At 63.4% G+C, this 12,457-nt stretch carries 12 protein-coding genes; 11 read left to right on the forward strand and 1 reads right to left on the reverse strand.

Going from position 1 to position 12,457, the window contains the following annotated elements; translation table 11 throughout:
- Positions 1-25 precede the first annotated feature (25 nt).
- From VNT00_RS08660 to VNT00_RS08695, 8 genes are read left to right on the forward strand one after another with little or no spacing between them, the layout of a single operon-like run.
- Positions 26-1,711: an AMP-binding protein gene (locus VNT00_RS08660; protein ID WP_325586485.1), complete on the forward strand. Its 1,686-nt coding sequence runs from the start codon at positions 26-28 to the stop codon at positions 1,709-1,711.
- Positions 1,711-2,190 carry an acyl-CoA thioesterase gene (locus tag VNT00_RS08665; RefSeq protein ID WP_325586616.1) on the forward strand — a complete coding sequence of 160 codons (480 nt, stop codon included), beginning with the start codon at positions 1,711-1,713 and terminating at the stop codon, positions 2,188-2,190. The genes VNT00_RS08660 and VNT00_RS08665 overlap by 1 nt, the downstream gene beginning before the upstream one ends.
- A 57-nt stretch (positions 2,191-2,247) precedes the next feature.
- Positions 2,248-3,423 (forward strand): ABC transporter substrate-binding protein, encoded by a 1,176-nt coding sequence (locus tag VNT00_RS08670; protein ID WP_325586486.1) that lies wholly within the window; start codon positions 2,248-2,250, stop codon positions 3,421-3,423.
- Between the two features lie 16 nt (positions 3,424-3,439).
- A complete protein-coding gene (locus tag VNT00_RS08675; protein WP_325586488.1) occupies positions 3,440-4,339 on the forward strand; it encodes a branched-chain amino acid ABC transporter permease in 900 nt (299 codons plus the stop codon).
- Positions 4,336-5,343 (forward strand): branched-chain amino acid ABC transporter permease, encoded by a 1,008-nt coding sequence (locus tag VNT00_RS08680; protein WP_325586490.1) that lies wholly within the window; start codon positions 4,336-4,338, stop codon positions 5,341-5,343. Before VNT00_RS08675 ends, VNT00_RS08680 begins: the two co-directional genes overlap by 4 nt.
- On the forward strand, positions 5,340-6,095 hold the full coding sequence (locus VNT00_RS08685; protein WP_325586492.1) for an ABC transporter ATP-binding protein: 756 nt from the start codon (positions 5,340-5,342) through the stop codon (positions 6,093-6,095). The genes VNT00_RS08680 and VNT00_RS08685 overlap by 4 nt, the downstream gene beginning before the upstream one ends.
- Positions 6,096-6,129: 34 nt before the next feature.
- Entirely contained in the window at positions 6,130-6,831 is a 702-nt protein-coding gene (locus VNT00_RS08690; protein WP_325586618.1) for an ABC transporter ATP-binding protein, read from the forward strand.
- A 22-nt stretch (positions 6,832-6,853) separates the two neighbouring features.
- Positions 6,854-7,984, forward strand: coding sequence for an FAD-dependent monooxygenase (locus tag VNT00_RS08695; RefSeq protein ID WP_325586494.1), 1,131 nt, complete (start codon positions 6,854-6,856; stop codon positions 7,982-7,984).
- 23 nt (positions 7,985-8,007) lie between these two features.
- On the opposite strand, the gene VNT00_RS08700 is transcribed toward VNT00_RS08695, so the two are convergent.
- Positions 8,008-8,640: a cob(I)yrinic acid a,c-diamide adenosyltransferase gene (locus tag VNT00_RS08700; RefSeq protein WP_325586496.1), complete on the reverse strand. Its 633-nt coding sequence runs from the start codon at positions 8,638-8,640 to the stop codon at positions 8,008-8,010.
- Between the two features lie 101 nt (positions 8,641-8,741).
- Here VNT00_RS08700 and VNT00_RS08705 point away from each other — a divergent pair, with 101 nt between their 5' ends.
- The 3 genes from VNT00_RS08705 to VNT00_RS08715 all read left to right on the forward strand — a co-directional run bounded on the left by VNT00_RS08705 (position 8,742) and on the right by VNT00_RS08715 (position 12,453).
- The gene (locus VNT00_RS08705) at positions 8,742-9,044 is read left to right on the forward strand and encodes a copper-binding protein (protein ID WP_325586498.1); all 303 of its coding nucleotides are present in this window, start codon (positions 8,742-8,744) and stop codon (positions 9,042-9,044) included.
- 356 nt (positions 9,045-9,400) lie between these two features.
- Positions 9,401-10,897, forward strand: coding sequence for a heterodisulfide reductase-related iron-sulfur binding cluster (locus VNT00_RS08710; protein WP_325586500.1), 1,497 nt, complete (start codon positions 9,401-9,403; stop codon positions 10,895-10,897).
- A gap of 35 nt (positions 10,898-10,932) precedes the next feature.
- Positions 10,933-12,453: an FAD-binding oxidoreductase gene (locus tag VNT00_RS08715; RefSeq protein WP_325586502.1), complete on the forward strand. Its 1,521-nt coding sequence runs from the start codon at positions 10,933-10,935 to the stop codon at positions 12,451-12,453.
- Positions 12,454-12,457 lie beyond the last annotated feature (4 nt).

Here is a 12,457-nt window from a genome sequence, read left to right on the forward strand (position 1 = left end):
ACGCGGCGGCGTAAAGGAGAGACAAGTGAAAGACATACTGAACCCCCTGGAAGGGGTTGTGTACCAGACCGAGGAAAAGGCGCGGGCCTATCTGGGCAGCGGAGCCTGGGTCGACGACACGGTGGGTGGGGCCTTGCGCAAGAGCGCCACGCGCCACCCGGACCGGCCGGCCTACATTACCGACGAGGGCACGCTTACCTATCGGCAATTGAACGAACAAAGCGATTGCCTGGCGGCGGCGCTGCTGGACCTTGGTTTGAAGCCGGGCGACCGTGCCATCTTCCAGATGGGCAGCACGCTGCAAACCGCCTTGGCCGTGCTGGCCTGCTACAAGGCGGGCGTGGTGCCGGTGTGCGCGGTGCCGCAGTACCGCGAAATGGAAATCGGCAAGCTCATGCAGATGTCGCAGGCCACGGCGTATTTCGTGCAGGCCGACTTCAGCAGCTTCGACCTGGTGGAGTTTGCGCAGAAGATGATGGACAAGAACGAGCATGTTCGTCACCTGGTGGTGGCGCGCGGCACGCCGTCGATGCCGGGCCATGGCTTGCAGGCCCTGATTGCACGGCATACGCCGGAAAGCGGGCGGGAGCGGCTGAAAGACGTGCCCGTTGGACCGCGCGACGTGCTGGCCTTCCAGCTTTCGGGCGGCTCCACCGGCCTGCCGAAAATCATCCCGCGTTTCCATGGCGAATACCTGGGCCATAGCGCCGGCTGGTCCAGGCGGTATGCCATCGATGAATCGTCCCGCGTCATCTGGTCGCTGCCGTTGATGCACAATGCCGGGCAGATCTACGCCATGATGCCCATGGTGCTGCTGGGCGTTACCACGGTGCTGATGCCCAAGGTGGATATCCAGCGCATGCTGGAGCTGATTCAAGAGCATCGCGTTACGCACGGCCTGTCGATAGGCCCCATAGCCCCGCAGCTGATTGCGTTCCAAGGCATCCGCAAGTATGACCTGTCGTCGCTGAAGCTGTTCGCCACCATGAGCCGGTCCGACACCCTGGAGGAGCATCTGGGCGTGCCCTGCTCCAATCTGTACGGCATTACGGAAGGCCTGTTGCTGGGCTCGCAGGCCGGCGAGCCGGCGTTCGTGCGGCACCATACCCAGGGAACCAGCGGCTGCCCGGACGACGAGATCACCATACGCGAGCCGGGCACGGACCGCATTCTTCCTGCCGGTTCGACGGGCGAGATGTGCTTCCGGGGGCCTTCCAGTCTGCTGGGCTATTACGGCGACCCCGCGGCCACGCGCGAGGCGCTGACCGACGACGGCTTCGTGCGCAGTGGCGACCTGGTCACCGAGCACTGCCTGGAAGGCCGTTCCTGGTACGCCTTCGAGGGCCGGTTGCGCGACAACATCAATCGCGGCGGAGAAAAAATCGGCTGCGAGGAAGTGGAGGGCTGCATCAGCCATCACCCCGCCATCGCCGACACCAAGCTGGTGGCCATGCCCGACCCTGTGTATGGCGAGCGCGCATGCGCCTACATCATCGTGCGGCCGGGGCATACGGCGCCCACCATTCCCGAGATGATCGCCTTCCTGACGGAAATGGGCCTGGCCAAGTTCAAGTGCCCCGAGCGCATCGAGGTGGTGGATGAGTTTCCCACGACCCGGGTGGGCAAGGTGGACAAGGTGGCCCTGCGCAAGATGGTGGCCGAGCGGCTGGCCGAAGAAGGCGAGCAGGCCGGGCAAGGGGTCAAGCGATGATGGTCAGCACGGAGCATGTAATCGGCACGCAGCCCTTCACCATACGCCGGACCGTCAAGTGGGGCGATTGCGACCCCGCTGGCGTGGTCTACACCGTGGTGTTCGGCGAGTACGTGATCTCGGCGGCCGAGCTGTTCTATCGGCATCTGTTCGGCGAAGGGCCGCAGCATGCCAAGGACAGGCACGGCTTTGGAACGCCGACGCGGGGCCTGACCTTCGACTTCCAGCGTTCGCTGCGCCCGGACGAGCAGTTCGACGTAGAGGTCACGGTGGGCGAGATCCGCTCGCGCACCTACACCCTGGTCATGCATGGGCGCACTTTGGCCGGCGAAACGGTATTCGTCGCGCGGCTTACACCAATTTGCGTGGCGCGCGGAGAGCGCCGCGCCATTGATATGCCGCTCGTCCTGCGCGAGGCGCTGCAGGCATACCAGGCCGGTCAGGCGCTGGACCAAGAGCATCACACGAAGCAAAGCTAGAAAGCATCATCCATAAACATTATCAAAAAGCATTACTCAAAAAACAGGAGACTAATCATGTCGATGAAATTGAAAATCGCATTGGGGCTGGCGTCCTTGCTGTGCGCCGCCCAGGCCGGCGCGGTGCAACCCGTCAAGCTGGGGTTCATTGCCGCGCAAAGCGGTCCGCTGGGCGTACTGGGGGCCGAGCAGAAGCGCGGCCTGGATCTGGCGCTGGAAGCGTTGGGCGGCAAGCTGGGCGGCCACCCTGTGGAATTGTTCAGCGCCGATTCGCGCGGGGTGCCCGGCACGGCCGTGCAGGAGGCGTCCAAGCTGATAGAGAAGGATGAGGTGGACGTCATTACCGGCGCTACGGCGTCGAACGAGATCCTGGCCATGGTCAAGCCCATTTCCAGGGCCGGACTGACCCTGGTGGGGTCGAACGGCGGGCCGTCGCCGCTGGCCGGCAAAGAATGCAATCCGGGCTATTACAGCGTGGCTTTCCAGAACGACCAATGGAGCGAGGGCATGGGCACCTATATGTCGGCCCACGGCGTCAAGCGCGCCTACTTCATCGGCATGGACTACCAGGCGGGCTGGGACCACGTGGGCGGCGCGCAGCGCAGCTTCAAGGGTGAAACCGTTGCCAAGGTCTTCACGCCTCAGGCGCAGCTGGACTTCTCGGCCGAACTGGCGCAAATACGGGCCGCGAAGCCGGACGGCGTGTTCGCGTTCTACCCGGGCGGCGCGGCCATTGCGTTCGTGAAGCAGTACGCCCAGGCCGGGCTTTCCAAGACGATTCCGCTTTACTCGAATGCCGGCCTAGTCGATACGCTGTTCCTTCCCTCTTTCGGCGACAACGCAGTGGGCGTGGTGATCTCCAGCCACTACAGCGCCGACCTGGACAATGCGGCGAACAAGAAGTTCGTGGCCGCCTTCCGGGCTAAATACAAGCGCGATCCCTCCAGCTATGCCGCCTCGCAATACGATGCCGTAATGCTTATCGACCATGCTTTGCGCGACATCGGCGGCGACAAGATCGACAAGGCCAAGCTGCGCGCAGCCCTCGAGACCACGAAATTCGACAGCGTGCGCGGGGCGTTCAAGTTCAACGTGAACCACATGCCCATCCAGAACATCTATGTGCAGCGCGTCGAGCGCGACAAGAACGGTGAGCTGGCCCTGCGCCTGCTGGGCGTGGCTCAGGAAAACGCCGCCGACCGCTATGCGCAGGACTGCGCCATGAAGAAGTAGCAGCAGGTTCAAGCTCATGACACTGTCGAACTTATTCGAGCAGGTCTTCAACGGCCTGCAATACGGGATGCTGCTTTTCCTGATGGCCATGGGCGTGACCCTGATCTTCGGGGTCATGCGGCTGGTCAACCTTGCCCATGGTTCCATGTTCATGGTGGGCGGCTACCTGGCCAGCTCGGGACTGCAGGCTTCGGGATCCGTGTGGGTGGCCATAGCGTGCGCGCTGGTGGGTTCGGCGGTGCTGGGCGCCGTGCTTGAAATCCTGGTGATACGGCCGCTGTACCAGCGCGGCCACCTGGATCAACTGCTGGCCACGTTCGGCGTCACGCTTACGCTCAACGAACTGGTGGTGGTCATATGGGGGCGCGAACCTGTATTCATGCCGGTTCCCGCCTTGCTGACCGGCCAGGTATCGCTGCTGGGCGTGCCTTATCCGGTTTATCGGCTGGTCATTACCGGGGTGGCCGTGCTTACGGGGCTGATCCTGATGTGGCTGGTTTCGCGCACGCGCTTCGGCATGCTGGTGCGGGCCGGCGCCGACAACCGCACGATGGTTGCCGGGCTGGGGGTGAACGTGGTGCTGCTGTATACGCTGGTGTTCAGCCTGGCCGCGGTGCTGGCGGGTCTGGCGGGAATGATGTCGGGGCCGCTTATTTCCATGCAGCCGGCCGTCGGCGATCCCATTCTCATTCTCACCTTGTCGGTGGTCTGCATTGGCGGCTTCGGTTCGGTGCGCGGCGCGCTGGTGGCCTCGCTGCTGATCGGCCTGCTCGACACCTTCGGGCGGATATTCGCGCCGCAATGGTTCGGCGCAATGGGCAATACCCTGGCCAATATGCTGGTGTACATCATCATGGCGCTGGTGCTGTTCTTCAAGCCCGCCGGCCTGTTCACGCTGACGGGGAAAAAAGCATGAATCCAAACACAAACCCCGCTTTTGCATTCCGGCGCGCCTGGATTCTTTGGGCCTTGCTGGCGCTGCTGCTGGTGCTGCCTTTGCTGGGCGAACCCTATTATGTGAAGCTGGCGACGCGCATGGTCATTTTCGGGCTGGCGGCGCTTAGCCTGGATCTACTGGTGGGCTATGCCGGGCTGATCAGCTTCGGGCATGCGGCCTTCATGGGCGTGGGTGCCTATACCGTGGGAATACTGGCCAGCCATGGCCTGGCCAGCGCCTGGGTTGTCTGGCCGCTGGCCATGCTGGCCGGGGCCGTGCTGGCCTTGTGCATCGGCGCGGTCTCGTTGCGATGCAATGGGCTGTACTTCATTTTCATTACGCTGGCGTTTTCGCAGATGGTGTATTACGGGGCGCAAAGCCTGCGGCAGTATGGCGGGGACGACGGCTTTTCGCTGGATGCTTCCAGCACAATCCTGCCCGGCGTGGATGCTTCGGACCATACGGTGCTGTTCTATGCGTCGGTGGTATTGCTGTTGGTCGTTTTGTATGCTTGCCGGCGGCTGGTCATGTCGCCGTTCGGGCGGGTGGCCGTGGCGGTGCGCGACAATGAATTGCGCCTGCAGGCCGTGGGGGTAAGGCCGTATCCGTACAAGCTGGCGATGTTCGTGGTTTCGGGCGCCATCGGGGCCTTGGCGGGCGCGCTCATGGCCAATCTTACGGGCTTCATTTCGCCGGGCTATGTGTCGTGGCTGGTATCGGGCGAGCTGCTGGTCATGGTCATCCTGGGCTCGGTCGGCACGCTGGTGGGGCCGATACTGGGCGCCGCGCTGTTCGTCGCTTTCGAATATGTTCTGTCGGACTGGACCGAGCACTGGATGCTGGTGTTCGGCCCCTTGCTGGTGTTGCGGGTGCTGTTGCTCAAGGACGGCATATACGGTTTGCTTTTGCGCCGCCCGGCGGTTTCCGCGCCGGCAAGCGGCAGCGGGCGCGCCGAGCCTGCCGGGACGGGAGGGCAGGCATGAATACGCCCTTGCTTGAAATTCGCGGCCTCAAGAAGAAATACGGCTCGTTGACCGTTACCGACAACGTGTCGCTTACCGTGAACGCCAACGAGCTGCATGCGCTTATCGGCCCCAACGGGGCGGGAAAGACCACCTTGGTCAGCCAGATATCGGGTCAGCTGATGCCCGATTCCGGTTCCATCCTGCTGGAAAGCGAAGACATTGCCAGGCTGCCCACACCGCAGCGAACGCGGCGTGGCGTGGGCCGCTCGTTCCAGATAACCAGTATTTTTTCCAGCCTGACGGCCCAGGAAAATGTGGCGCTGGCGGTGCGGGCCAGCCTGGGGCAGAGCCGGGGTTTCTGGAAGCCGGCTTCGGCCTACGGCCAGGCGCGTCAACAGGCGCTGGACTTGCTGGAACAGGTGGGGCTGGGCGACTGCGGCGATGCGCCGTGCAATGAACTGGCCCACGGGCAGCTGCGCCAGCTGGAACTGGCGCTGGCCTTGGCCGCCAGGCCAAGAATACTCGTCCTGGACGAGCCCATGGCGGGCCTGGGGCCGGTGGAAGCCCGCCATATGGTAGAGCTGCTTGCCTCGCTGAAGAATGAATGCGCCATTTTGCTGATCGAGCACGATATGGACGCCGTGTTCGCCCTGGCCGACCGGATTTCCGTTCTGGTGGCCGGCCGCGTGGTGCTTAGCGGTTCGGCGGACGACGTGCGCAACAGCGACGAAGTGCGCCAAGCGTATCTGGGAGACGACGATGAAGCATGACGGAGTATTGCCTGCCCAGGAAGGTTCCGGGGTGCTGCTGGCGCTGGACGGCGTATGCAGCGGCTATGGCCTGGGCCAGGTGCTGTTCGAGGTTTCCATGACGATCCGCAAGGGCGAAGTCGTTTCCCTGATGGGGCGCAACGGCATGGGCAAGACCACGCTCATCCGCACGGTCATGGGCATGCTGGCGCCTCGCGCCGGGAACATTCAATTTGGCGAGCGGCGGCTCAACGGCCTGGCCATGCATCGCGTCGCCGCGCTTGGGCTGGGCTGGGTGCCCGAGGGGCGGTTCATTTTCCCCAGCCTTTCTGTGGAAGAGAACCTGGTCGCCACGGCATCGCGCCGGGCCGTATCGGGGCAGCCATGGACGCTGGAGCGCATCTACGAGCTATTTCCGCGGTTGTACGAGCGGCGCAGGAACGGCGGCGCCCAGCTTTCGGGCGGCGAGCAGCAAATGCTGACCATAGGCAGGGCGCTGATGACGAATCCCAGCCTGCTGATCCTGGACGAGGCGACGGAAGGCTTGTCGCCCAAGATACGCCAGGAAATCTGGCGGACACTGGGCGTCGTCAAAAGCACCGGCCAGTCGATACTGGTGGTCGACAAGGACGTTCGCGCCCTGGCGAAGCTGGCCGACCGCCATTACATGATTGAAAAAGGGCGCATTGCGTGGGAAGGCGATTCGGCGGCGTTGTTCGCCGACGCCGGCCTGGCGCAGCGCTATGTGGGTTTATGAATTTATTGGAAAAGGTGTGCTCATGAAGATCGATGTCGTTGGCGGCGGTCCGGCCGGAATGTATTTTTCAATGCTGATGAAAAAGCACGATCCTGGTCATCGCATCCGCATATTCGAACAGAACCCCATGGACGCGACATACGGATGGGGCGTGGTTTTCTCGGACGTGGCGTTGAGCTTCCTGGAAAAGGCGGATCCCGTCTTCTACAAGAAGTTCATTGCGGGGCACGAGCGCTGCGACTATATGGAAATCGTGCACAAGGGCGTGCATGTCCAGTTGAAGAACAATCATTTTTCACGCGCTTCCCGCATCAATCTGCTGAAGACACTGCGTGAGGAATGCCTGGCGCAGGGTGTGGAGTTCGAATTCGGAACCCGCATCGACAATGCCGGCAAGCTGGACGGCGCGGACGTCATTGTGGCGGCGGACGGCGGCAACAGCGCCATTCGCACCCAGTTCGCCCAGCACTTCCAGCCCACCATCGAGACGCGGCGCAACAAGTTCGCCTGGTATGGCACGCGCCAGCTCTTTCATCCCGTGTCGCTTATTTTCCGGGAAACCGAGCATGGCGTGTTCATGGCCCACTCCTACCAGTACAGCAAGGAGCTAAGCACCTTCCTGGTCGAGGTGGACCCCGAAACATGGCGCCGCGCCGGCCTGGACACCATGACGGACGAGGAAAGCCGCCGCTATTGCGAAAGCGTGTTTGCGCCCGAGCTGGGCAGCAATGGCCTGTTGTCGAACCGTTCCATCTGGTTCAACGCGAACGTGGTCAGCAATGCCAAATGGAGTCACGGCAACATCGTGCTGCTGGGCGACGCCCTGCGCAGCGTGCATTTCTCGCTGGGCTCGGGCACACGCATGGCCATGCAGGATGCGATTGCGTTGCAGGAAGCCTTTACCCGCAACGGCAGCAACGTGCAGGCGGCTTTCGCCGATTTCGAAGGCCAGCGCCGCGACTCCTCGTCCAATTTCCAGGAGGCCGCCGCCAAGAGCCTGGACTGGTACGAGAACATCGGCGAGAAGATGGGGCTGGACCCCGTTTCGTTCGCCTACGACTACATGCGCCGCACCGGCCGCGTCAGCCACGACGACCTGCGCGAACGCGACCCCGATTTCGTGGCCAGCTACGAGGCGATTGCGGCGGCGTAGCTGGGTCTTGGCATGGCCGGGTCCTAGTTCTTGGGGTTTTCCCACAGCACGTCGGATCCGCCCGCGTTTTTGTTTAGTACGCGGGCCAGCACGAAGCATAGGTCCGAGAGGCGGTTCAGGTATTGGCGGGGCGGTTCGTTGACCGGTTCGCTGCGATGCAGCGTGATGACCGATCTTTCCGCGCGGCGGCAGACGGTGCGGGCCAGGTGGGCCAGCGATGCCGCCTGCGTGCCGCCGGGCAGTATGAATTCCTTGAGCGGGGTCAGCGTGGCGTTGTGTTCGGCCAGGGCGGTATCCAGAAAGGCCACGTGTTCGGCTGTCAAAGCCGTGTGATCCGGAATGCACAGCTCCGCGCCGAGGTCGAACAGGTGATGCTGGATGCGGGACAGGAGAGCATCGACCTGGCTTCGAGCATGAATTCGATTTTCACCCGTGATATGGCCAAGGCCGGGACGCGGGCGTGCATCCTGCGTTGGCTCGTCGGCGCCGTCGTGTTGTATTTGCGCGCGCAGCATGCCTATGACGGTGTTCAGTTCGTCCACGTCGCCCATGGCGGCGATGCGCGGCGCGTCCTTGTCGACGCGGCTGCCGTCGCCAAGGCCGGTGGTGCCCTGGTCGCCGGTGCGGGTTGCAATGACTGACAAGCGTGTGGCCATGGTGATTTCCTTGGATGCCGCTGGGGCTTACAATTGAGTGTCCGGTCGCGGTGCCCGCATGCTGGTTGCGGAACACGGACGCCGATCAAGGAGTGTAGCGTATGTCTTTTTCCCATCGTCATTTGCAGCAGGCCTTGGCGGCGGCGCTGGCCGTGGCTTCGGTGTATTCGGCCGCGGCCGTTGCGCAGGAAGCCTCGGGCTCGGGCGAAGTGCGCCGGGTGGACCCTGCCGCCGGAAAAATCACCATCAAACAGGGCGCCATCGCCGACTTGCAATTGCCGGCCATGACGCTGGTCTATCGTGCCGACCCGGCCCTGCTGAAAGACATCAAGCCCGGCGACAAGATCAGCTTCAGCGCAAAGCGCGAGGGCGATAAATACGTGGTCACCAAAATCAGCAAATAAGCGTGAATGGACGGGCGCAGGGGTGGAGCCGTAACCGCCCTCACGCTGCGCCCGCATTGCGGCGAGCGGCTTACACGCCTCAACGGGATCCCCCTCGATAAACGTTAACAGGCCCTAAAGGCCGTTCCGGCCTGGCGTTGCGCGTTCGGCCAACTCCTGTGCGCAGTTCCCCTGGATGAGCAGGATGGTCTTCGTGACAATGGGTCCATGGTGAAGAGCTCCGGCCCAAGGGCCGGAGCTTCTCCGCCACGATACGGGGGCGCCTTGGGCGCCGTATCGACGTTGCCTAGCTTGACTTCGGCCTGAAGGCCGAGGCTTGCGCTTTGGCGTGTGGTCAATGGCCGGACACCCTATTCATGAAAACCAATTTCTCGGCGGCCCAGCTCGGGCAGCCGCATATCGCCGAAGCGGACAAAATACTTAAAACCTGCCAGCACTTCGGCTTTTGCACCTCTGGCTGTCCCACCTACGTGATCCTGCATGATGAGAACGACGGCCCGCGCGGGCGCATCGACCTCATCAAGGAAATGCTGGAAAGCGGCCAGCCACCTTCGGCCAAGACTGTCGAACACATCGACCGCTGCCTTTCGTGCATGTCGTGCATGACGACCTGCGCCGTCAATGTGGACTATATGCATCTGGTCGATACCGGCCGGGCGCATATCGAAGCGCATTACCGGCGGCCGTTCCGCGAGAGGCTGGCTCGAAACGCATTAGCCTATGTGCTGCCGCGCCCCGCGCTGTTCCGGCCGGCTCTGGCCCTGGGACGCCTGGCCGCAAGAGTCGAATACCTGGTGCCGCGTTCGATGCGGCACGCCCTGAAGCTTTTGCCCAAGAACCCGCCGGCCGATACCGTTGTGGCCGTTGATGCCAGCACCGGCGGTAGCGGCAACATCGACGTTGGCGGCACGACGCCCGCTTACCTATACCCCGCCTGGGGCGTCAGGCGATGGCGGGTTGCCATGCTGCCGGGTTGCGTGCAGCCGGTGCTGTCGCCGCACATCAACGCCGCCACCATACGCCTGCTCAACCGCTTTGGCTGCGACGTCGTCATCCCCGCGGCAAGCGCCTGTTGCGGCTCGCTGACCTTGCATATGGGCAAGCAGGCCGCCGCAAAGGGATTTGCGGCCCGGAATGTGCGGGCCTGGCAAGAGGAGCTGGACGGCGAAGGCCTGGACGCCATTCTGGTCAATGCCTCGGGCTGCGGCACCACGGTCAAGGACTACGGCCATTTGCTGGGCGACGACGTGGACCTGGCTCCAGCCGCCGCGCGGGTGGCGGCGCTTGCCATGGATATCTGCGAATGGCTTGCCCGCATGGATATCCCCGAACCGGCAGCGCCCCGGCGCCATCGCGTGGCGTATCACGATGCCTGTTCGCTGCGCAACGCGCAGAAGGTGACCACCCAGCCGCGAGCCTTGCTACGCAAGGCGGGCTTCCAGGTGGCGGATATTCCCGAAGCCCACTTCTGTTGTGGCTCGGCCGGCACCTACAACCTGCTGCAGCCGGCCATGGCCGCGCAGCTTGGCGAGCGCAAGGCCGCGAACATTGCCCGCACCGAACCGCAGATCGTGGCGGCGGGCAATATTGGCTGCATTACCCAAATCGGCCTCTACAGCGGCGTTCCCATCGTGCATACGGTGGAGTTGCTGGACTGGGCCCATGGCGGCCCGCTGCCCGCGGCGTTGCGGTGGGTGGTGCTGCCGCCGCTGGAGCCTGAAGCCGCGCCCGAAGCGTTGGGAGCAAGGGAGGCCGGCTTTGCGAACGGCAAGCCAGGCGGCGAAGCGAGTGGTGGATTGAGCGGTAGCTTGAATGGCAAGGACGCCGGCGATGGCAGCGTCGGCATTTGGTAATCAATGTATGCATCAATGAAAAACGAGGAAGAGACATGAACGAAAATCTGCAAGCCTTCTTGAAGGCCGTGTCGGACGATATGGGTGCGCAATGGGTCGATACGCGCCCCGAAACCCTGAGCCGCTATGGGGAACATACCTTGCCGGACAAGCCGCGTCCGCCTGCGGCGGTGCTGTTTCCCGATTCGACGGCGCAGGTGCAGGGCATCGTCAAGGCCGCCAATCGGTACGGCGTCGAGCTTTACCCGATCAGCACGGGCAACAATATCGGCCTGGGTTCGCGCGCCCCGGCCGGCGCGGGCCAGGTGGTGGTGGACCTGGGCTACCGGATGAACCGCATCCTGGACATCAACGAAGAAACCTGCCTGGCCGAGCTCGAGCCAGGCGTGAGCTTTCAGATGCTGCACGACGAATTGGCCCGGCGCGGCGACAAGCTGATGCTGTCCGCCACCTCGGGGCCGCCCCACGGCGGCGTCATCGGCAACGCCATGGATCGCGGCGCCGGCTACGGTCCGTACTTCGACCACTTCGGCATGCTTTGCGGCATGGAGGTCGTGCTGGGCAACGGCGACATCATCCGCACCGGCGACGGCAGCCTGGACACCGACCAGCTCACCAACTGGCATGTTTCCAAGTATTCGTTCGGCCCCGCGCTGGACGGCCTGTTCTGCCAGTCCAACTACGGCATCGTGACGCGGGTGGGCATTTGGCTGATGCCGCGCCCGCCCGCGGCGCGCTCCTTCCATTTCGTGTTTCCCGACGACGAGGACATCGAGCAGATCATCGATTTGTGCCGTCCCATGAAGCTCTCGAATTTCGTGCCGTCGCTGTTCCGCATCAGCAACGATTTATACGCCATGGCGCCCGACGAGCAGAACCCCGAGTACCGGGCGGGCAGCAAGGCGGGTTTCTCGGACGAGGGGCGCAAGGCGTTGCAGGCCAGGCACGGCCTGGGGGCCTGGCAGGTGTCGGGCATGTTCTATGGCGCTTCGGACGCGGCGATCGAACCGCTGATCCAGCGGGTAAGGGCTCATTTCGAGCGCGGCGGAAAGGCGAAATACATCGGCCACGACGAGGCGCTGAATATTCCCGCCCTGCATATCGCCATCGATGCCATGAGCGGCAGGCCCAGCCCAAGCGAATTGGGCATGCTGCAATGGCGGCCGGGCAGCGGCAATTCGTGGTTCCTGCCGGGAACGCCCATGGTCGGCAAGCAGGCGCTGGAACTGGACAGGCTGGGACGCGGCATTTATGCCAAGCACGGCATGGACTACATCATCATGCACGTGGCTTCGGCCAGGTTTGCCCGGGGGCTGCATGTCCTGGTCTGGAACAAGGACGACGAGGACGAGAACGCGCGGGCCGACGCCTGCTATCGCGAGCTGTCGGCGGAGTTTGCCAAGCGTGGCGTGGGCGTGGGCCGCGCGCCCGCCGACTACTACGACCTGCATATGGAAATGACCATGCCCGCCTTGCAGAAGGCCTGCAGCGAAATCAAGAAGGCGCTGGATCCGAACGGGGTGATCAGCCCGGGCAAATACGGGATACGCGGTTAACAGG

The sequence above is a fragment of the Eoetvoesiella sp. genome, assembly GCF_035555955.1.
In the GTDB taxonomy this organism is placed as follows: domain Bacteria; phylum Pseudomonadota; class Gammaproteobacteria; order Burkholderiales; family Burkholderiaceae_B; genus Eoetvoesia.